Origin of the sequence: Lacticaseibacillus nasuensis JCM 17158, assembly GCF_001434705.1 — a bacterium.
Taxonomy (GTDB): domain Bacteria; phylum Bacillota; class Bacilli; order Lactobacillales; family Lactobacillaceae; genus Lacticaseibacillus; species Lacticaseibacillus nasuensis.
The window spans coordinates 56,408-75,145 of record NZ_AZDJ01000003.1; the positions used below are offsets into that span (position 1 = coordinate 56,408).

Annotated in this window: 19 protein-coding genes and 1 tRNA gene; 9 read left to right on the forward strand and 11 right to left on the reverse strand. The window is 54.9% G+C overall.

Features of this window, described 5'->3' with window-relative positions; translation table 11 throughout:
• Positions 1 to 293 precede the first annotated feature (293 nt).
• The 5 genes from FD02_RS02020 to lepB form a co-directional block, all read right to left on the reverse strand.
• Positions 294 to 638, reverse strand: coding sequence for a sigma factor-like helix-turn-helix DNA-binding protein (locus tag FD02_RS02020; RefSeq protein WP_054721359.1), 345 nt, complete (start codon positions 636 to 638; stop codon positions 294 to 296).
• A gap of 135 nt (positions 639 to 773) precedes the next feature.
• Positions 774 to 1,094 carry a heavy metal-binding domain-containing protein gene (locus FD02_RS02025; protein WP_054721357.1) on the reverse strand — a complete coding sequence of 107 codons (321 nt, stop codon included), beginning with the start codon at positions 1,092 to 1,094 and terminating at the stop codon, positions 774 to 776.
• Positions 1,095 to 1,104: 10 nt separating this feature from the next.
• Complete coding sequence (locus tag FD02_RS02030; RefSeq protein WP_054721356.1) at positions 1,105 to 1,860, reverse strand: ABC transporter permease; 756 nt, start codon at positions 1,858 to 1,860, stop codon at positions 1,105 to 1,107.
• 3 nt (positions 1,861 to 1,863) lie between these two features.
• A complete protein-coding gene (locus FD02_RS02035) occupies positions 1,864 to 2,778 on the reverse strand; it encodes an ABC transporter ATP-binding protein (protein ID WP_156408208.1) in 915 nt (304 codons plus the stop codon).
• Between the two features lie 141 nt (positions 2,779 to 2,919).
• The gene (gene lepB / locus FD02_RS02040; protein WP_082603270.1) at positions 2,920 to 3,642 is read right to left on the reverse strand and encodes a signal peptidase I; all 723 of its coding nucleotides are present in this window, start codon (positions 3,640 to 3,642) and stop codon (positions 2,920 to 2,922) included.
• A 151-nt stretch (positions 3,643 to 3,793) separates the two neighbouring features.
• Here lepB and FD02_RS02045 point away from each other — a divergent pair, with 151 nt between their 5' ends.
• The gene (locus FD02_RS02045; protein ID WP_056950045.1) at positions 3,794 to 5,275 is read left to right on the forward strand and encodes a glycoside hydrolase family 3 N-terminal domain-containing protein; all 1,482 of its coding nucleotides are present in this window, start codon (positions 3,794 to 3,796) and stop codon (positions 5,273 to 5,275) included.
• A 332-nt stretch (positions 5,276 to 5,607) separates the two neighbouring features.
• Here the strand turns inward: FD02_RS02045 and FD02_RS02050 are convergent, their stop codons facing one another.
• The 3 genes from FD02_RS02050 to FD02_RS02060 all read right to left on the reverse strand — a co-directional run bounded on the left by FD02_RS02050 (position 5,608) and on the right by FD02_RS02060 (position 7,113).
• Entirely contained in the window at positions 5,608 to 5,826 is a 219-nt protein-coding gene (locus tag FD02_RS02050) for a hypothetical protein (RefSeq protein ID WP_056950047.1), read from the reverse strand.
• A 184-nt stretch (positions 5,827 to 6,010) separates the two neighbouring features.
• Positions 6,011 to 6,083 (reverse strand) — tRNA-Lys (locus FD02_RS02055).
• 91 nt (positions 6,084 to 6,174) lie between these two features.
• A complete protein-coding gene (locus tag FD02_RS02060) occupies positions 6,175 to 7,113 on the reverse strand; it encodes a ribose-phosphate diphosphokinase (RefSeq protein ID WP_054721341.1) in 939 nt (312 codons plus the stop codon).
• A 141-nt stretch (positions 7,114 to 7,254) separates the two neighbouring features.
• Between FD02_RS02060 and FD02_RS02065 the strand changes: the two genes are divergently transcribed.
• The 8 genes from FD02_RS02065 (at position 7,255) to FD02_RS02095 (ending at position 13,303) form a co-directional block, all read left to right on the forward strand.
• Positions 7,255 to 8,043: a tyrosine-protein phosphatase gene (locus FD02_RS02065; RefSeq protein ID WP_054721339.1), complete on the forward strand. Its 789-nt coding sequence runs from the start codon at positions 7,255 to 7,257 to the stop codon at positions 8,041 to 8,043.
• 4 nt (positions 8,044 to 8,047) lie between these two features.
• Complete coding sequence (locus tag FD02_RS02070; protein WP_056950049.1) at positions 8,048 to 8,980, forward strand: alpha/beta hydrolase; 933 nt, start codon at positions 8,048 to 8,050, stop codon at positions 8,978 to 8,980.
• Between the two features lie 87 nt (positions 8,981 to 9,067).
• Positions 9,068 to 9,778: a glucosamine-6-phosphate deaminase gene (gene nagB / locus FD02_RS02075; RefSeq protein WP_054721337.1), complete on the forward strand. Its 711-nt coding sequence runs from the start codon at positions 9,068 to 9,070 to the stop codon at positions 9,776 to 9,778.
• A 78-nt stretch (positions 9,779 to 9,856) separates the two neighbouring features.
• Positions 9,857 to 10,645, forward strand: coding sequence for a Cof-type HAD-IIB family hydrolase (locus tag FD02_RS02080; protein WP_054721335.1), 789 nt, complete (start codon positions 9,857 to 9,859; stop codon positions 10,643 to 10,645).
• A 163-nt stretch (positions 10,646 to 10,808) separates the two neighbouring features.
• Positions 10,809 to 11,426, forward strand: coding sequence for a LysE/ArgO family amino acid transporter (locus tag FD02_RS02085; protein ID WP_054721334.1), 618 nt, complete (start codon positions 10,809 to 10,811; stop codon positions 11,424 to 11,426).
• A 266-nt stretch (positions 11,427 to 11,692) separates the two neighbouring features.
• Entirely contained in the window at positions 11,693 to 11,947 is a 255-nt protein-coding gene (locus FD02_RS02090; protein ID WP_054721331.1) for a hypothetical protein, read from the forward strand.
• 10 nt (positions 11,948 to 11,957) lie between these two features.
• Positions 11,958 to 12,131: a hypothetical protein gene (locus tag FD02_RS11145; RefSeq protein WP_156408210.1), complete on the forward strand. Its 174-nt coding sequence runs from the start codon at positions 11,958 to 11,960 to the stop codon at positions 12,129 to 12,131.
• 110 nt (positions 12,132 to 12,241) lie between these two features.
• Positions 12,242 to 13,303, forward strand: a complete 1,062-nt coding sequence (locus tag FD02_RS02095) for an iron-containing alcohol dehydrogenase family protein (RefSeq protein WP_056950052.1) — start codon at positions 12,242 to 12,244, stop codon at positions 13,301 to 13,303.
• Positions 13,304 to 13,341: 38 nt separating this feature from the next.
• On the opposite strand, the gene FD02_RS11430 is transcribed toward FD02_RS02095, so the two are convergent.
• The 3 genes from FD02_RS11430 to FD02_RS02110 form a co-directional block, all read right to left on the reverse strand.
• Complete coding sequence (locus tag FD02_RS11430) at positions 13,342 to 13,575, reverse strand: hypothetical protein (protein ID WP_056950053.1); 234 nt, start codon at positions 13,573 to 13,575, stop codon at positions 13,342 to 13,344.
• Between the two features lie 263 nt (positions 13,576 to 13,838).
• A complete protein-coding gene (locus tag FD02_RS02105; protein WP_054721329.1) occupies positions 13,839 to 14,810 on the reverse strand; it encodes a glycosyltransferase family 2 protein in 972 nt (323 codons plus the stop codon).
• 16 nt (positions 14,811 to 14,826) lie between these two features.
• The gene (locus FD02_RS02110; protein ID WP_082603273.1) at positions 14,827 to 18,570 is read right to left on the reverse strand and encodes a KxYKxGKxW signal peptide domain-containing protein; all 3,744 of its coding nucleotides are present in this window, start codon (positions 18,568 to 18,570) and stop codon (positions 14,827 to 14,829) included.
• Between the last annotated feature and the right edge of the window lie 168 nt (positions 18,571 to 18,738).

Consider the following 18,738-nt stretch of genomic DNA (forward strand, 5'->3'; position numbering starts at 1 on the left):
ACCTTATTGGAAATCTGGGGCGTTGTCCATTGTTCATGTCAGGTTTCATGACATTGGTCAGAAAATATGCCATCAAAAAAGACCACCATGGGCTTGGTGGTCTCGGGGTTGGGGTTAGTCGAGTGTGCACTCGACGTGGAGGAGTGCACCACACGCGGGCACGTGCGGTGCGAAAAGAAAACTGGGTTGGTAGAAATAAGGGGGTAGCTCATTTCTATGTTGTTAATACTACCGGCGAATTGTGATGATTTCGTGATGGCGGCATGCCCAGTCTGTGCAAAATCAATGATGGCTCAGTGACGATTGACGATATTGCCCACCGTCGACTTGGCAATCGACAACAAGCGAGCGATTTCGCGGTAAGACAACCCTTGCTCGTGCAGCGTAATCACCTGCTGTTGCACGCTTACCGGAATCCCACGCATCGCGTGATGCGTCTCGACCGGTAGTGGCTCTAAGGTGATCGCACAGGCACGACCGCCGACTTGGTTGGCCACTCGGGCGGCTTCGACCTTGCTAGTGGTCAGCCACAGCTGGCGAATATCCGGGGTCCATTCCGGCAGTAACAGCAGGTTATCATTAACCAGATAATCACCGCGTGTATTCACAACGGTATAGCGTTGGCGATGTTGACGCATAGGCCCCTCCTGTGATGCTTTTCATTTATTGTACCGCTATCATGAGGAGAATGGCGCGACCAAGCACGGAATTCGCCGAGTTTGCCCACGCTGCACGAAAAAAGCGGGTGACTGCTGTCACCCGCCATCACTGACTTAGATAAACTTAACTGCCGTGCCATAAGCGACCACGGACTGCATATCGGCACCGATCGATCCGGAGTCGAACCGCATCATCACCACGGCATCTGCGCCACGTTCTGCGGCTTCGGCTTGGAGTCGCTCAATCGCCGTTGCCCGCGACTCCTGCAACATCTTGGTGTAGGCCTTGATTTCACCGCCCACGATGTTTTTCAAACTAGCCCCGATGTCGCTAAACATGTTTTTCGACTGCGTGGTCAGGCCAAAAACCTCACCGATCACCTCGTAGTCATGTCCAGGCACCCGCTCGGTAGTGGTCACCAGAATATCTGCCATTGTTTACTCCTTAAACCGCCCGCCGGCGGAAACTGAGGTAAGAAATCACGGTCAACAAGACGGTGTACGCACAAGTCAGCCCAATCATCCAAGGCAAGTCGAGCTTGGTCATCGACTTCAGCCCGGGCGTCAGAATCTGACTGCTAGTCATCAACATGGTGAACGGCAGCCACTTCAGCCATTCCCATTTTTGAATCAGGGAAATGAGGATAGTGCCCGCGATTTCAACGAGAAAATAGCCGACAAAACCCACGGCAATCGCGGCGGCGTTGGTTTTAAACAAGGTCGCCAATAGCAACACGGCGCTCAGAAGCAACAGTAGCGTTAACGTTTCGCCACCTTGTGTCAAGGCGTAGTTCTTCAGGTGATCACCGGCTGTCCAGTCAAAGTCGGGGAATGCCACGAGCGAAGCCACCATGGTCACCAACGAGGCGATGAGGTGCAGGCAGACCAACTGGATGACCAGCGTGATCAATTTACTGATGAAAACCTGGCTACGATAATACTGCCGGTAGAGCAATTGCCGGATGGTCCCGTACTGGAACTCCATCGCGATGATGCTCGCGGTGCTGGCAATCATGATGAAGACGATAATGCTGTCTGCGACAAAATCGCTGGTGATCATCCCCGCCTGATTGAAGACCTTCGGGTAAATCAAACCGCCCGCGATGAAGGCAAACTGAATGACGACCATTACGCCCACTGCAATCCAGGTGCCGACCTTGTGCACCAGTTTGAATAATTCCTGGCCAATCAATGTCCCCATGAGCTAGGCCTCCTTCTGCTTGCTTTGCGCGACCATTTGCAGGAATGTCGACTCCAAGTCCGGATGCGACTGGTCGATGCTTTGAATGTTGATGCCGGCATTGACCACGGCCACCAGCGTCCGATTCAGCGTCGTCGCGTTAGTGGTTTGCCGAACTGTTAGTCCCGGTCCTGCCTCCAACGTCAGCCCAGCGGCGGTAATGGCCGTCCGCGCGGCAGCATCGTCGACCGTATGCAACGTGTACAACACGCCGTTAGCCGTTTCCAGCTCGGTCATGCTCGTTTCCTGCATGATGTGGCCTTCGTTGAGGACCAACACGTCATCGGCCAGTTTTTCCAGTTCGCTTAAGATATGGCTCGAGATGAGGAAACTGGTTCCATTTTTCGCCTCGGCTTGAATCAGATCACGAAGGTCCTTCACCGCCTGTGGGTCCAGCCCATTCATCGGCTCGTCGAGAATCACTAAGCGTGGCCGGTTCACCAGCGCCTGGGCAATGCCGAGCTTCTGCTTCATCCCCAGCGAATAGGACTTGGCCTTGGCGTTGATGTACGGCCCCATGCCGAGCCCTGCCACGATCCGCTGAATATGCTCGGCCCGATTCTTCTTCTTGGCAAACAAGGTCAGGTGCTGCATCCCAGTCAAGAACGGATAGATGCCGGGATACTCGATGAGTGCCCCAACCTGCTTCAGCGCCTGGTGGCTCGTGATTGCCACCGCTTGCCCGTCGATTTCGATGGTCCCGGCGTTGGTCGGAATTAAGCCCAACACGGCCTTCATGATGGTACTTTTCCCAGCACCATTTGGGCCGACCAAGCCGACAATGTGGCCAGTTTCAACCGTGAAGTCCACGCCACGCAGCACCTGATGATGCCCGAACGCCTTCTTCAGGCCCGTAACCTTCAATATCGTTGCCATAATTGCTCCTCCCGACCGGCCCCATGCCGATCAATCACTGCTATGAGAATACCACAGGTGTCAGGTCTGCTCATTACAATTGATGTCAAGATAACAAAAGTGTTAGATGTTGACAGCAAAAAAGCAAGGGGTCATGACCCCTTGCTAAGCTTGCGGTTGCCGCCTGCCGATGCTGCCAACCAGAATCAACAGGGCCACCAAGAGAAATGGTGCCGCCGTTAACGCATTCCCGAGCAGCCGCTGAGGCGTGTTTTGATAATCCAAAGTCAAAATGGCCGCCACCTTACCGCGCAATTGCGCTTGGCGAACAGGGCCGAACCAGCGCGAATCCGCAGACTGTGGCCGGTTATCTCCGAGCAAAAAGTACTGGTGCGCAGTGAGCTTCGTCGTCGCGGTGTAGCCCGGCGTGCGGAAGTAGCTCCCGCCGTTGGCCTCGCCACCATAGGCATAGTCCACGTTATCCATGGCGTGCACCACATACGGCTCGCCCAGCGGCCGGCCGTTAATCTCCACGGTACTGCGCGTCACGCCGACGGTTTGCCCAGGCAAGCCAATCAGCCGCTTCACCAGCAAATCGCCTTCTTTCAAGCCGAGCTTGGCCGACTCGTTCTTGGCGACGACAATGTCGCCGGCGTGATAGTCGACGTGTAGCGTCGCCATCGCCTTAGGTCGCCACACCACCAGCATCTGCCCATCGGCTAAGGTTGGGGCCATGGAAACCCCTTTTGTATAATCGATTTGAAATAGGAGGTTGAACGCGATCGAACAGACCAACGCGACGCTGAGCACCGCGGTCAATCCAAAGCGCCACCACCGCCGCTTGTTCGGCATGTCGGGACCCCTTCTAAGAATTGCTAGAGCTAGCATACCATAACACCCTAGCGGCGACGACACGCCGGCTAGCTGCCGCGCCGTTTTTTAGGAAAAACCAAGGTTCTCATCGGGCAAAATTCACGGGGCGCTCACCCGGCAACGGAAAGTCGAGTATGATAAACCTATCAATCACTGGAGGGGACCAATGAAACTCGGACAAGTCATCGTGTTCGCGCTAATAGCAGGGGTGCTAATGAGCGGACCGAAGCCGGTAGCCGCCGCGACCATCACTGACGCGCAACTCACCGATTACATCAATCGCATGAGCCTCGAAGAACAAATCGGCCAGTTATTCGTGGCCCCGACGCCGGCCTCACCAACGGACGCCCAAACCGCCGTGGCGAAGTACCACCTCGGCGGCTTGATCTTATTTGGTCGCGACCTGACTGGAAAAACCGCGGCCCAAGTCGCTACCGTCGTGCGTGCCGATCAAGCCAAGGCCAAGGTCCCGTTACTCATCGCCACCGACCAGGAAGGCGGCAGCGTATCGCGCCTGAGTAGCAGTCTAACCTACGCCAACACGCCATTTCCTTCCCCGCAAGCCGCCAACCGCGTCGGCGGCATGGCCAAGGTTCTCGCCGCCGCGACGACCGCCCAGAAAGACCTGGCGGCACTCGGCGTCAACTGGAACTTTGCACCGGTTGCCGACGTTTCGACCAACCCGGCCAGCTTCATTTATGCGCGAACCTTCGGCCAAAACTATCAGGCCACTGCCGACTACATTAAGCAGGTGGTGCCGGTGATGCAATCAACCGGGGTTGGCGCAACCCTCAAACATTTCCCGGGTTATGGTGATCAGGGTGATACCCACGTGGGCTTTGCCACCTCGGCACGGCCGTTAGCCCAACTCCAGCAACGAGACTTGTTACCGTTCCAAGCCGGTATCGACGCCGGGGTCGACGGAATCATGGTCACGCATATTATCATGACGGCCATCGACCCCAATTACCCGGCCTCGCTGTCTGCGAAAGTGGTCACCCAACTATTGCGCCAGCAAATGCATTACCAAAACGTGATCATCACCGACGACCTCAGCATGGGCGCTATCGGTGACTTTACGCGCGCCCAGCACCTCGCCACCGCCGACGTGTTGGCGGTGCAAGCCGGCAACGACATCATCCTGCACAATGATTACGCCACCGGTATTCCAGCCATTGCCGCCGCCGTCGCGAAAGGCACCATTAGTCGCCAGCAGATACAAGCCGCAGATCTGCGCATCCTGCAACTCAAACGCAAGCTAAACCTGCTTGCGGCGGCTCAGTTTCCCACTGCCAAGCTCACGCTCACCCGGCGCAAGTTAGCCAAGCGCACTTTGACCCTGCAAGGTACCGGCCCCGCCAACACCACCGTCAACGCGATGGCGGGTACGGCGAAAATCGGCACCACGCGAACAACGGCAACCGGGACGTTTACCTTCACCTTAGCGCGCACCGCGCGAACTCGCCACGTCACCCTGACGGCCAGCAGCGCCAAGCGCACCATTACCATTCCCGCCCGCCGCCACAAGCAACCAGCCAAGCGTCAAGCGTGGTTGCCTTGGGCGGCAGGTGGCGCAGGGGTGGTCGTCATCGCCGGATTAGCCAGCATCGCCACGCGCCACCGCCCAGGCCGACACCGACGCCGCTAGCAAACCCTGCGCTGAAATCTGACTATGTTGAAGTAGACCGTTGGCAGCTCTCCCAAGGACTGGAATACAATCGCTGTCAAAAGAGACGAAATCGTAAAGAAACTCAACTAGCGCTGAAGCGGAAGCGACGACTGTTTGCTTCGGTACAATATTGACGGCGAGCGGATCACACTACTACTACTCGCCACCGGTACCCACCGTAAGGTCCTGAACATCGAATATCACCAAGCGCATCCCCCGAGGGTGCGCTTTTGCTCTGCTGGTGATACACCCATATCACCACTACATCCCGAGCAAAACAATAGCGCCCCACTGCCTGCAGGGCGCCTAACCTACTTTGCTGGTTTATCCTCAAGTGCCTTACGCACTTCTTCGTCAATCTGTAGCTGTACAAGTTCAGTCTCAATAAACACTAATGACCAATAGCGATCATCTTCGCCCCCCATCACTTCTTGGTTGTCGAGACTCTTTTTAATAGCCTCCCATTCTTGTGTTAGTAAAGCGATTCTTTCAGCATTGGTTAACTCTGTTTTCTGTTTATTCTTAGCCATCTCAGGCACCTCAATACGCCACTCCTGCCCGCACACTGAATTCAATTTGCTGGTGATATGTTTGGTGATATATCTGGTGATATTTACATGTTTTCACGTTGCCATAGATGGACACCGAAAAAAGAAAAACCGCGGTGTGATGGGCTTTAACAAGCTCTCACGGACCGCGGTAAAAGTGCTATTCTGGGTGGTCAGGGGATCGAACCCTGGACCCACGGATTAAGAGTCCGTTGCTCTGCCAGCTGAGCTAACCACCCATAAAACCTGTTGGTCGCCTTGACGACTTAAATATAGTATCACGCCACCAAAGGCCACGCAAGAGGTTTTTCATAAAAAAAACGGGTTTCGTTAGTCCAATTCGAACAACGGATGAATTGATTTATTCGCCGCAATCAGCTTAATCGCCTGACCAATCATCGGGCCAACCGACACCACATGCATATTCGGCAGCTGTTTCGCTTCCGGCAACGCGATCGTATCGGTCACGACGATGTTGCGCAACGGCAAGTCGCGAAGCCGTTCGGTGGCCCCTTGTGAGAAGACGGCGTGCGTCGCCGCGGCACAAATATCCCGGGCACCGGCTTCTTTGAGCGCCGCCACGGATTCCACGATCCGCAGCCCGGTATCAATCATGTCGTCGATGATGATGCAGTGCTTACCGGCCACATCCCCGATGACTCCAGCGGCGGTGTCTTCCTTGCGCTTGTCGATGATGGCAATCGGTGCGTTCAGGTATTCCGCCAAGGCGCGGGCGTGTTTGGTGCCGGAGTGATCCGGGGCCACCACCACAACATCCTTAAGGTCGTCGGCAAACGATGACCGGAAATAGCGGCCGAATAACACCATAGCCTTGAGGTGATCTACGGGAACGTCGAAGAAACCCTGGAGTTGATCGGCGTGCAAGTCAACGGCAACGAAGCGGTCGATGCCGTCCATTTCTAGCAGGTTTGCTACCAGCTTCGCCGTGATGGGCTCGCGGGCGCGAGCCTTGCGATCGGCGCGGGCATAACCGTAGTATGGCACCACGACGTTAATGAGATGAGCGCTAGCCCGACGCAGCGCGTCGACCATAATTAAGAGTTCCATCAAGTTCTCGTTAACCGGATCCGAGACGGGTTGAATGACGTACACATCCGCACCGCGCACGCTCACATCAAGGTCGATTTGGATTTCCCCATCGGCAAAATGCTTCACGGACGCCGGCGACAACGGCACGCCGACCTCATCGGCAATGCGATGCGCCAGGCGGTGATTCCCATTCAAGGTAAAAAGCTTCAGATTCGCCATGTTTTCTCCTTTAGTTGGCTACGAGCTTGTCACAACAAGCGGTTTACCCTTTTAGTATACGCAATTTTACTTAAGCCTGAAAGCTTGAGCGCGAACTTCCGGCGAGTCTTTGGTAGAATGAGGGCAGCTAGGAGGTCGCTTATGTTTCCCACTCGCGTTTTATCACTACCCAATGCGCTGAATCTGCGCGAGCTCGGCGGCTACCCCGCTGGCGAGCGTTTTATCGCCTGGCACAAGCTGTTACGCAGCGGGACGCTGGGCCACCTCGACCGGTCTGCAGGCGTCGAATTGGCCGGCTACGGTGTCAGTACCGTGGTTGATTTACGCACTCGCGGCGAGCAAACTACCCGGCCGGACCAGCTGCCGCGCACGGTGCGCTACCGGCCCATGTCGGTCTACCCCTTCGCCGATCATTACGGCCGATTCACCAAGGCGGCGCGGCGCTTGCGCCGCGCCACCCGCACGGGCAATACGATGACCACAACGTATGTGCAGTTGCTGATGGATACGCATGCGCGGCAAGTGTTCGCCGACTTGTTTGGCATTTTACTGGCGACGACAGGACCGCGGCAGGCCGTGTTATTCCACTGCACCGCCGGCAAGGACCGCACCGGAGTGGCCGCCATCATGATTGAAGCGGCACTCGGGGTCCCAGCCGCCACGCAACGTGAGGATTACCTATTGACCAACTTGGTGCTGGAGCGGCCCGGCGAGTTCGCCCATGCGGATCTGACGCAAGGCGCCAGCGCCTTTGTGAATCAAATGAACGCCCACACCGCCGAAGTGGCTAACTTCACCGCCGTGCAGGACTTTGTTACCACCAACTACGGGGCTTGGCCGGCGTACCTTCACCAGTCCCTGGGGCTTAGCGCGCAAGACCTGACCGATTTGCGCCAATTATATCTCACCGATTCTCCTGAACCGAGGTAATCACATGAAAAAAAGTCGTTTGATCGGCACCGTGACGCCACTGCTGCTCACCGCGAGCGCCTTGGCGGCAGCGGAAAAGCTCTACTCGTTCGCCTTTAAGCGCATCAACTACGTCCCTGACGCCAGCGACGAGATGCAAAAATATGCTACGGCGTATTATCGGCACGTCGACTGGGTGGCCACGCATGACCACCTGGCTGTTTGGCATCTCGACACGACGGATCACCAGCACCTTTCTGCGCTGTGGCTCGCTCACCCGAACAGTCATAAGGCCGTAATCATCGGCCATGGTTATAAGGGCACTGGCATCACGATGAGCAACTACGCGCAGATGTTTTACGAGCTCGGGTTTTCCGTGTTGCTGCCGGATGACCGCGGGCATGGGCAATCTGACGGCGATTATATCAGCTTCGGCTGGTTAGATCGGGCCGATTACCTCGGCTGGCTCGATAAAATGGCACAGGAACTGGGGCCAGAAGCACAACTTCTGCTTTTTGGTGTCAGCATGGGCGCCGCCACGGTCAGCATGGTGGCCGGCTCTTCCGCCTTGCCTCCGCAAGTGAAGGCTGTCGTGGCGGATTGCGGCTACTCGTCGCTGGATGAGGAGCTTTCCTACCTGTTAAAAAAACTGTTTCACCTACCGCGCCGGCCCTTGGTGCCCCTAGCTAGCTTCATCAACTACCGCCGGCTAGGTTTTGGCATCGGCCAAGTCGACGTCAAACGCGCCCTGCGCCACAACCACTTGCCGCTGTTGGTCATTCACGGGGCCAAGGACGTCTATGTCCCGACTGCGATGGGCATCACCAACTACAACGCCTCTGCCGGCCCCAAGGCGTTGTGGATCGTTCCTGACGCGATTCACGCCGAAAGCTACTGGGTCGACCCCACAGCTTATCGCGACCACATCGCGGCGTTCATCGCCCCTTACTTTGCGTAATTTCCTTGCGGTTAGGCCACCATATCAGTTGACAATGGCAGCCGAATGGCCTATATTGGACTAGACCAAACAAGGAGGACAACCATCATGGATATCAAAATCGTGAAGGACAAAGTAGCTGGCGGCCAAGCGGCGTTCGCCATCATTCAACAGGGCATCGCTACCGGCGCCAAGGTCTTGGGCCTGGCCACCGGGAGCACCCCAATCACGTTATACCAAGAAATGATCAAAAGTGACTTGGACTTTCGTCAGCTGACATCCGTCAACCTTGATGAATACGTTGGGCTGCCTTACGACAACCCGCAAAGTTACCACCAATTCATGCAAGACAACTTGTTCAGCAAAAAGCCGTTCAAGCATTCCTACGTTCCAGAAGGCATGGCAGCCGACATCGACCAAGCGGCCAAAGACTATGACAAAATCATCGAAGCCAACCCAATTGACATTCAGATTCTCGGCATCGGGCGCAACGGGCACATCGGCTTCAACGAGCCCGGCACGCCATTCGACGAATTGACCCACGAGGTGCGCCTCACCGAATCGACTATCGAAGCCAACAAGCGCTTCTTCGCAGACGAAAAAGACGTCCCGCGCAAGGCGATTTCCATGGGTATCGGTTCAATCATGAAGAGCAAGCAGATCATCTTGATGGCCTATGGTAGCGACAAAGCCGACGCCATTCAGGCAACCATCGAAGGCCCCGTGACCACCCACGTTCCGGCCTCCGTCTTGCAAAACCACGCCAACGCCACCATCATCATCGATGAAGCCGCGGCCAGCAAGCTCACGAACAAGTAATTCCCGCCCGCTGTGGCGGGCTTTTTCGTTTGCACCGAGTTTGGTACAATGAAACGCAGTAAAGCTCTGGAGGATATGATGGTTAAAGCAATTGCGCTGTTTGATTTGGACATGACGCTACTCAACGATGACAAGCAAATCGCCCCGGAAAACGTGGCCGCCCTGCACGCGCTGCGCGCCAACGACGTGTTACCCATGCTGTCTACCGGCCGCAATCTGTGGGAGTTGCACGACTTATTCCGCATCGGTGGCCTGAACTCGGCCATCGGGGCAAACGGCGCGGACATCATGTACGACGGCGTCCACCTGATGCAGCAGCCGATTGGTCAGCCTCAAATTCGCCGCATTGTCAAAATGGCCGACGAGCACAACGTTGCCATGGCATTTTTCAATGACCAACACGTCGCCGTGACCCGGCGCAATGCCGCCACCGAGCGCAACTTTCTCGGCTTCGTGAAGCAGCCGCACCCGCCGGTCGTGCCGGACTTTTACGAACACGAACCGGTGTGCATGATGCTACTGTTTGTGCCTCGTACGCCAGCCGGCGATGCCATCGGCGCTGAGTTCAAGGCGGCCTTTCCGGAGCTGGCTTTTTACCGCAACGCCGAAGACACCATGGACCTGGTGAACAACGGCATCACCAAGGCCAGTGGCTTGGCCTACCTGATGCGTCGCCCAGAGCTACAAGGCGTGCCGACGTATGCCTTCGGGGATGGCAACAACGACATCGAGATCCTGCAGGCGGCCACCGTCGGCATCGCCATGGGTAACGCCTTGCCCCAGGTGGCTGCCGTTGCCGACTATCAAACCGGCGACTATTTACACGGCGGGATCCCCGATGCCTTGGCCCACTTCCACCTGATTTAACATTGACAGCAGCGCCAGCCCTTGCTACACTGGCCACAACTTAATTCGCTATTGGACCGAGCCGTCGTCGGGCGCTCGGTGTAGGCACACTCCTTTTGGTCGTAGGCACGGCGCGTGGCGTCGGAAGACCGGAGGGGGCGTGCTTTTTATGTGAGGAGGCCCCATGTTTAATATTTATCTGCGCGGCATGCTGATCAGCATCGCCCTTGTCAGCTCGATTGGCATGCAAAATCTGTTCGTGTTCAACACCGCCATGAGCAACCGGCTGCGACGCGCGCTATTGATCACCACCTTCGTCTGGATCGCCGATACCACGCTGACGCTCATCGCCTTTCTCGGCGTCGGTGCCATCATTACCCGTTATGCCTGGCTCAAGCTAGCCATCTTGCTGCTTGGCGGCGGTGTCGTCACTTGGATGGGGTATGGCATCCTGCGTGGTGCGAGCCAAACGGCGATTGGCAATGACCGGCGGCACATGTCGCTACGCGAGGCCAACGCCTACGCCTGGACGGTGGCCTTTGCCAACCCCCAGGCCATCATCGATACCTCCGTATCGTTTGGAGCCATGCGCAGCACCCTCGCGCAAGGGGAGGTGGTGCCGTTTTTACTGGGCATTCTCTCGAGCACGCTCCTGTGGTTCTTTGGCGTCACCTTGATCATCGGTGGGTTAAAGAACCGCTTGCCGCGCAAATTCTTGCTCTGGGTCAACATCGTGTCAGGCCTCATCGTCATGGTGTACGGGGTCAGCCTAATTGGCCACGCTATCTCCTTGCTGTTGTGACTACCGGGGGACCTTGTGAAAAAATAACTGAGCGTTAGATAATGAAATAAAAATAGGCCACTTGGCGACGTCCCACCTAACGCGGTTTCCCGTCGTTTCACAGTTTTGCCCATGAATTTAGGCTTGACAACCAAACGCCGATTCGGTGCGATTTACCAGCTTGTGAATCAACTTTCACAAGTCATGGCGACTGAGATTTTAGCCCAATTCTCTCGAATGGCTCTGCTATAATTAAGCCATTATCGTCAGAGTTGGAGGACAACATCGTGAGTAAGGGGACCCCGTTTGAACCATTATGGTTGAATGATCAATTTTATATTACCCTGACCCCAGGCCAGCAAACGAGCCTGCAGGTCTGGCGGGTCGCCGGGGACAAGCGCGAGCGCATCGGCGCCATGGACTATAAGTTCCACCGCGATGGGTTTGCGAGCTTCATCTATCGCTTATTACCCACGGTGGACCTCATGCAGATTCATCAGGTGCAAAAACGCCTGAATCCCTACTTCGACTTGGAAGTCTAAGGAGGCTATCATGCCAGTTGTTGCGAAGTTAATGATCCTCGTCACGGTGGCCCTAATTGCCACCGTCGGCCTGTTGGTGACCGAATGGCGGACCCACCAACTCAGCCGCGGTGCCAGTGGCGCCAAGGCCGCAGTGGCGGTGCTCTTAATTGGCGTATTAATCAGTTTACTCATTGTTCGTTAAGCATTCACTCACCGGTGAATGCTTTTATTTTCGGTGGCGATTGCAACCGCTTTATTTTTTTGATAAGGTACTCATGAGAGTATGAGATTAAAATGAGAGGAAGTCATGCTATGTCTTTGACCACCGAAATTCGCCCTGGCGCGAATCGTTACCTGAACTACGCAGGCGCACTGAATGAGCTCCCGACCCTCCTAGCACCATTCACCCAGCCGATCATCGTCACCGGCACTAAGTCCTACGCCGCCTTCACGGCCGTCGCCCCTGAGCTGGCCTACCCGGTATTCCGTTATGACGGCACCGCCTCCGATGAAGACGCTGCCCGCATTGCCCAAGCCGCGCCGGCCGCGGATTGCGTGATTGGCATCGGCGGCGGGCGCGTGCTGGATACCGCCAAGGATACTGCCGAGCTGCTTGGTCGGCCCTTTGTCAGCATCCCCACCTTGGCCTCGAACTGCGCGCCCTACACGCCCATCGCCGCAATCTATCATCCCGATCACAGCTTCAAGCACGTCGCCTACTTCACCCAAGCCGCGTACGCGACGGTGGTCGACTGGGCGTTGATTGTGACCACTCCGCGGGACTATTTCATCGCCGGAATCGGTGATACCCTCGCCAAGTGGTACGAACTTGAAGGCCTGACTCGTGGCCGAGAAGCCCAGTTACCGGCGTTTAGCCGCGTGGCCAAGGCGATTGCCGGAGAGATCTTGACCACGCTGAAAACGCAGGCCAAAGACGCTTTGGCGGCCCTTGATGCCGGTGAGGTGACCCCTGCCTTCACCGATGTGGCCGATACGATCATCGGCGTGGCCGGTACCACCGGCGGCTTCGGTGTGGCGGATGGCCGTCAAGCCGGTGCTCATGCCGTGCATAACGGCCTGACGCACCTCCCCGAAACCCACGCCGTTTTGCATGGCAGTAAGGTCGCCTACGGGATTCTCGTGCAGCTCGCCCACACCGGCGACTTGGCTGAAATCCAGGCTATTCTGCCGTTTTATCGCGCCATCGGCTTGCCGACTAAACTGGCCGATTTGAACATCACCACCGACGTGGACGAAAAAATGGCCACGGTGGCCGCCACCGCAGCCAGCGACGCAGAGTCCTTCAAGCTCGTCGACCCCGCCATCACACCGGCGCAAGTCGTCGCGGCCATGCAACTGGTCGAAGCCCAATAGCGTAAAAAATTCCGACCCCTGCGGGCCGGAATTTTTTCTCATGACAACAACGAACAATTCTGCGCGTGAAAGTACTTGCGCTCCGCGGCTTGGCGTAAAGCGACGGCTTCCGCCTTGGTGGCAGTAGCCTTGTTCAAGACATAGCGGCCATGATAGCGGAGTCGTGCGATGTAGCGCTGACTAGTAGCGTCAAAAGACACACCGACGGTACCACTATGGTTGCGCTTTGAGCGCACCAGTGAACTGTAATAGGTACCGTCAGCGTTCTTCAACGTCTTACCTTCATGATCTACATAAGGCAGCAAGTCGCGATAGGCACGTTTCCGGGACTTTTCCGCCCGGAGGCAACCACAAGATGCTGTCATCCCATGCCTAAGCCGATAACCGTCGACCGTGACATATTGGCCACAGTCGCAGCGGCAATACCACCGTGCATTGCCGTTCGGAGCATTTTGCTTACTGCGCTGTAGTACCGTGAGGCGGCCGAAGCACTGACCGGTCAGGTCGATGACTCGCGGGTGAACCGACATCGCCTTCACCTCCTCATGGCAATTTCCTTGGCAGCGATGTTTGCCAGCTGATTTAGGTAATGGTTAAACTCACCGGGATTCTCATTCCATGGAGCTGCCGGCGATGAGTCGGCAACCTTTTCGCGATCCACTAGTGCCGTAACCGCCGGCCAAGACCCGGCATGAGCCTGCACGATACCGGCCACCTGCGTCGTTAATGGTGCGCGTGAATCAGCCGGCACCCGCAGAATCTGCGAGTAAAAGCGCACGATGAACTGAGCGAAAGCATGATCCAGCTGAGCCGGATTTTGGGCTTTAAGCGTAGCCAGATACGCCGCCATCATGCTGACCCATTGCTCGTTAATCACGGGCTGGGTCCCACTGACTGGATGGGTGCGGCTGGCAAAGACCACACACACCGTAGCTTCGGTAGTAACCGTGCCGCCAACCGACGCGCGCAACAGGCGCGTAGCCAATTCTTCACTGAACTCACCAAAGTCGTCACTTAAAGTCACAGCATTACTACTCAGCGCTGCCCGCCGAATCAGCCATCCGGCTAAGCTAGTCAGGCTTTGCCCCGCCCGATAAACGGGTTGACGACTGCTGGTTTGTCCTTGCCACAAGGTGGTGCCGCCTAGTAGATCGGTATCCGGATGCTGAGTCAATAATCCCAGCAATTGCTGTAAAGTGAAGGGTTGGTATAGTTGATTGTTGGCATTTAGTAGCATGACGTACTGACCTTTAGCCACAGTTAGCCCAAAGGCCAGCGCGCCCATGTGACCACACGTCTTCGGTGTAGCCAACACGCGCAAGTGTAACTGGGTAAAGAGGTGCAACGCCGCGGTATCTTCCAAATGAAATTCACCGTTGTCAACCAAAAGCACCTCGACGGTTTGACCGTCGATACCAAGCTGGCTGTTCAGCGAAGCCAGAGGCATAGTCAGCTCACTCAACGGTGCATTATCGATTGGAATGATGATGCTCAACCGGATTGCCATCTAATCCCTCCATTGCTTAATACAAATCGCTATGCATTTCCCGACGCTTCCTCGTCGCGCCATAAGCAGAAATGGCTGCCATGGCGGTGAGCCCTGCACCAACTAAAGCAATACCCAGATCTGTGCCAGCATCCCCAGCTTGCGGCAGGTTACCCGCCGAGCCAGTTCCAGTAGCTGGTAAAGTGGTAACGCCGCTTGCACTTGACGCATCGCCGGCGTAAGCCACCAGCGTGGAACTAGCGCCTAGTGTCGTACCATCACCACCGGTGAGCGACGTGCTAACGCCGGAACCACCGTTGTAGCTGCGCGTGGTTGTCTTACTGGTGGTGATGCCGCCTTCAGTATTCGGAATATGGTGGCCAGTGGTTGTCATGATTGGCGTACCACCCCAATCAACATCAAAGCTTCCATCTTTTCCGTCTTTACCATCGGCGCCATCCTTGCCATTCTTACCATCGGCAGGAGCCGGTACCGTGCTAATCGTCGTTTCGTGGCCATCCTTGTCAGTCGTATAGAAGATATAGGACTTGCTGCCGTCAGTGTTCGTTACCAACTTAACCTGCGGCGTCTGGCCATCGGCGCCATCTTTGCCATTCTTACCATCGGCAGGAGCTGGTACCGTGCTAATCGTTGTTTCATGGCCAGTCTTGTCAGTCGTATAGAAAATATAGGACTTGCTACCGTCAGTGTTCGTTACCAACTTAACCTTTGGCGTCTGGCCATTGGTGCCATCGACGCCATCCTTGCCATCTTTCCCGTCGACCGGAGCTGGTACCGTGCTAATCGTTGTTTCATGACCATCCTTATCAGTCGTATAGAAAATATAGGACTTACTGCCGTCAGTATTCGTTACCAACTTAACCTGTGGCGTCTGGCCATCGACACCATCCTTGCCATCAGTACCATCTTTACCATCTTTTCCGTCGACCGGAGCTGGTACCGTGCTAATTGTTGTTTCGTTGCCATCCTTGTCAGTCGTATAGAAAATATAGGACTTACTGCCGTCAGTGTTCGTTACCAACTTAACCTGTGGCGTCTGGCCATCGACACCATCCTTACCATCCTTACCATCGGTACCCTTTGGTACAGTAAAGGTAGAACCATCGGTCAAGGTAACGACGATGTTACCATCCGCGTTTGGCTCACTGGTAATGACGCCAAGCTTCTTCTCAGCGGGAACATACATTACCCAGACGTCTTGGCCATTAGTGCCAAATTGCCCATCGGTTGCGCCATCGTCGGCCAGCGTGTTGTATTGGCCACCATTCAAATCTGAAGTAGCGTAATAATACAGCGTGCTGGTATCAAGTTTACCATCTCCATCAGGTAATGCTGCGCCTTTGTCATCATTCGGCCCTTCAATGGTCGCTGGAGTCTTGAACGAATACGTCGTTCCGGCTTTCCCGGTGAGGGTCACCGTTTTGCTCAGCTCAGGTCCGTTTACGTTTTGGTAAACGTAGTGAATATTGACAGTTTGATCCGTCGCGGCCTCAGTATATGTGATGGTATCGGTGTAGCTACCATCATCATCGGTATTCGTCGCGGCAAATGCGGTCAGTTTATTCGTAATCGTGTCAGCAGTAATACTTGCTGGGCTGGCCGTGTAGTCGGTTAGTGGCACTGCGGTAATCGTTTGCGCAGCGTTTTTAGCCGGCTGCCAGGCTGAAGCGGTGACTTTGCCGGACACCTCATCGATGTCGATACTGCGAGTCAATACAAAGCTTTGATTGCCATTCGTCGGCGTGAGATCACTAGTGACGCCAGCTGGTGCTACACCAGTTACCGTTACGGTGTATGTTTTATGCGTCGCATCGTAATTTTTGTCTCCAGTCTCTGTTGGTGGCGTGATGTGATCGATAATATGCGCCACATGCACCACGAAATTGTCACTGTCATCGGCCGCAAAGGTTTCGGGTGAGTTGATGGTCAGCACATCGCCAGCGATGCTCGCTGTAAATTTGGTCGCATCCGGTTGCGTCGTCGATAACTTGTAGCCAGTTAAGCCTTTAGCCGTGATGGCCTTCGCCAGGTTTTCTCCGACATTTCCGTTAACCGTGGTTGAGCCAACAGCTTTGCCTGTAGTGTCATCATAAATCGTTACCGTCATGTCGGCTGGTACTGCAGTCGCAGTGTAGGTCACCGTGACCTCTGGATTACTTGGCGCAGTTGTTGTAGCGGTCAGTGCAGTGGAATAGGCTACCGGTGTATCAGCAGAGTACCCAGCAACCGTTGGTGTTGGTACGGCAATATTGGTCTTATCCGGTGTGTAAGTAACATTTCCATCCTTGTCCGTTGTGCTTGTCCACACAACGGTCTGGGTACTCTTGGTACCGTCACTTGGGCCACCAACGTAGTTTACCGTGTAGGTAGAGGTGACATTAAAGTCTGTCAGTTGATATGTGGCAGGATAGGTTGTCTTATCGACAAGCGTTTTTTCTGGCACGTTCTTCAAGGCAAAGCCATTGTATGTGAAGTCCGTCCAGCCACCAGGGCCCTTGGCATAAACTGGATAGGTGACAGTGAAAGTCGTTCCAGTACTATTCATCTGGGCAACCCATAGCTCATCGATTCCCATTTCCCCGGAATCATTAGGCATACTGCTCGTATAAACCTGCTTGCCATCCGCATCGGTTTCAGTAATGTCATCGCCATATAGCGAACGTGTTACATCCCCTTTATCAAACGAGGTGATTTGGTTTTCATCCAAATCAGTAAAGTCAATATAACTGTTAATGCTAGCCGGTTCCTGGGTATCAGAATACAGATACTGAAAGTTAACCGTATATGATTCAATGTTTTTCGACGTCATATCAATCGAAAAACCGACATCATTATGTTTAAGGACAGTCTCGGTTTGTCCCGCATACGGCTTGATATTAGTAATGGTTTCAATGACATCAATCGCCCGACCGGTTTTAGCATCCACCAACTGGCCTTTGTACACCCACTTCGCCCCATCCTGTGCATTTTCACCAGCATCTGTGGCTTTTGCGGCATCATTTAAGGCAGTCGGTGAATCGATTGCACGAATCGCAGTCATCGTGTCCAGATCGGAGCCAAAGAACTTCTTAACTTCTGACTGATCCTTGCCAGTAAAACTAGCAGTCGTTGCTTGGTTAATGCTATCTTCACGTGCTTTGAGAGCGTCGTCATAAGCTTTATTGTTTGCCTGTTGCGCTGCTGTTGCCGTCTTTAACGCTTGCGCAGTTGCTTCGGCTTTGGTCGCCACGTCTGCAGCCTTTTGTTCGTAATCTGCCCCAGCTGTGGCGTCCTCCGTTGCATTCGCATCTTTGGTGACATCAAGCCCCGCAGCAGTGGCATCAGCCGCCGCATTGCTCAAATCACGTTGCGATTGCCCATAGTCAGCATCCCCGGACTTGTATTCAACCGTCGGAGTAGTCGCTTCGGCGGCTGATGGGTCAGTTGCTTCGGCAGTTGCAGGCGCAGCCGGCTGGTCGGTCGTTGGCGCTTGAGTTGCCGGGTCACTGGTTGCTTGGGCAGTACTGTCTGCAGTTTGGCTAGTAGTCAGCTTCGCTGTGGGACTAGCGGTGCTGGCTTGCTCACCGCTTTGAGTTGTCGCATCCGGAGCCTGTGTATCCGCAGAAACTTGATTTAACTGACTCATGCCGATTGTTGCACTTAAGGCGAAGATTCCGGCAAATACCCATTGTTTGCCAGCTTTATAGAGCCGAAAATGTTCCTTACGATTGAGTGTTGCTCGTTCCATCCGAGTGTGAGCTTGTTGAGATTCTTTTGTCATTTCGATTCCTCCCAAACCATTGTTACCCTAGTTATAAAACGAAAAATATTTTTTGCCAACTTCACGCCTCGTATCATAACCCTATAAGCACAGAAAAATAAGGGCTTGCCGCTATCACTATTTCTTTGATTTGGGAAAAAAACGATAGTCGCACGTAACCACCGCTTG

Bases quoted from the DNA above. Each gene is read 5' to 3' on its own strand.
- nagB (WP_054721337.1), top strand. From the start codon at position 9,068: ATGGATATCAAAATCGTGAAGGACAAAGTAGCTGGCGGCCAAGCGGCG.
- FD02_RS02025 (WP_054721357.1), bottom strand. From the start codon at position 1,094: ATGGCAGATATTCTGGTGACCACTACCGAGCGGGTGCCTGGACATGAC.
- FD02_RS02110 (WP_082603273.1), bottom strand. From the start codon at position 18,570: ATGACAAAAGAATCTCAACAAGCTCACACTCGGATGGAACGAGCAACA.
- FD02_RS02060 (WP_054721341.1), bottom strand. From the start codon at position 7,113: ATGGCGAATCTGAAGCTTTTTACCTTGAATGGGAATCACCGCCTGGCG.
- FD02_RS02070 (WP_056950049.1), top strand. From the start codon at position 8,048: ATGAAAAAAAGTCGTTTGATCGGCACCGTGACGCCACTGCTGCTCACC.
- FD02_RS02085 (WP_054721334.1), top strand. From the start codon at position 10,809: ATGTTTAATATTTATCTGCGCGGCATGCTGATCAGCATCGCCCTTGTC.
- FD02_RS02020 (WP_054721359.1), bottom strand. From the start codon at position 638: ATGCGTCAACATCGCCAACGCTATACCGTTGTGAATACACGCGGTGAT.
- FD02_RS02045 (WP_056950045.1), top strand. From the start codon at position 3,794: ATGAAACTCGGACAAGTCATCGTGTTCGCGCTAATAGCAGGGGTGCTA.
- FD02_RS02050 (WP_056950047.1), bottom strand. From the start codon at position 5,826: ATGGCTAAGAATAAACAGAAAACAGAGTTAACCAATGCTGAAAGAATC.
- FD02_RS11145 (WP_156408210.1), top strand. From the start codon at position 11,958: ATGCCAGTTGTTGCGAAGTTAATGATCCTCGTCACGGTGGCCCTAATT.
- FD02_RS02080 (WP_054721335.1), top strand. From the start codon at position 9,857: ATGGTTAAAGCAATTGCGCTGTTTGATTTGGACATGACGCTACTCAAC.
- FD02_RS02105 (WP_054721329.1), bottom strand. From the start codon at position 14,810: ATGGCAATCCGGTTGAGCATCATCATTCCAATCGATAATGCACCGTTG.
- FD02_RS02095 (WP_056950052.1), top strand. From the start codon at position 12,242: ATGTCTTTGACCACCGAAATTCGCCCTGGCGCGAATCGTTACCTGAAC.
- FD02_RS02030 (WP_054721356.1), bottom strand. From the start codon at position 1,860: ATGGGGACATTGATTGGCCAGGAATTATTCAAACTGGTGCACAAGGTC.
- FD02_RS02065 (WP_054721339.1), top strand. From the start codon at position 7,255: ATGTTTCCCACTCGCGTTTTATCACTACCCAATGCGCTGAATCTGCGC.
- lepB (WP_082603270.1), bottom strand. From the start codon at position 3,642: ATGCTAGCTCTAGCAATTCTTAGAAGGGGTCCCGACATGCCGAACAAG.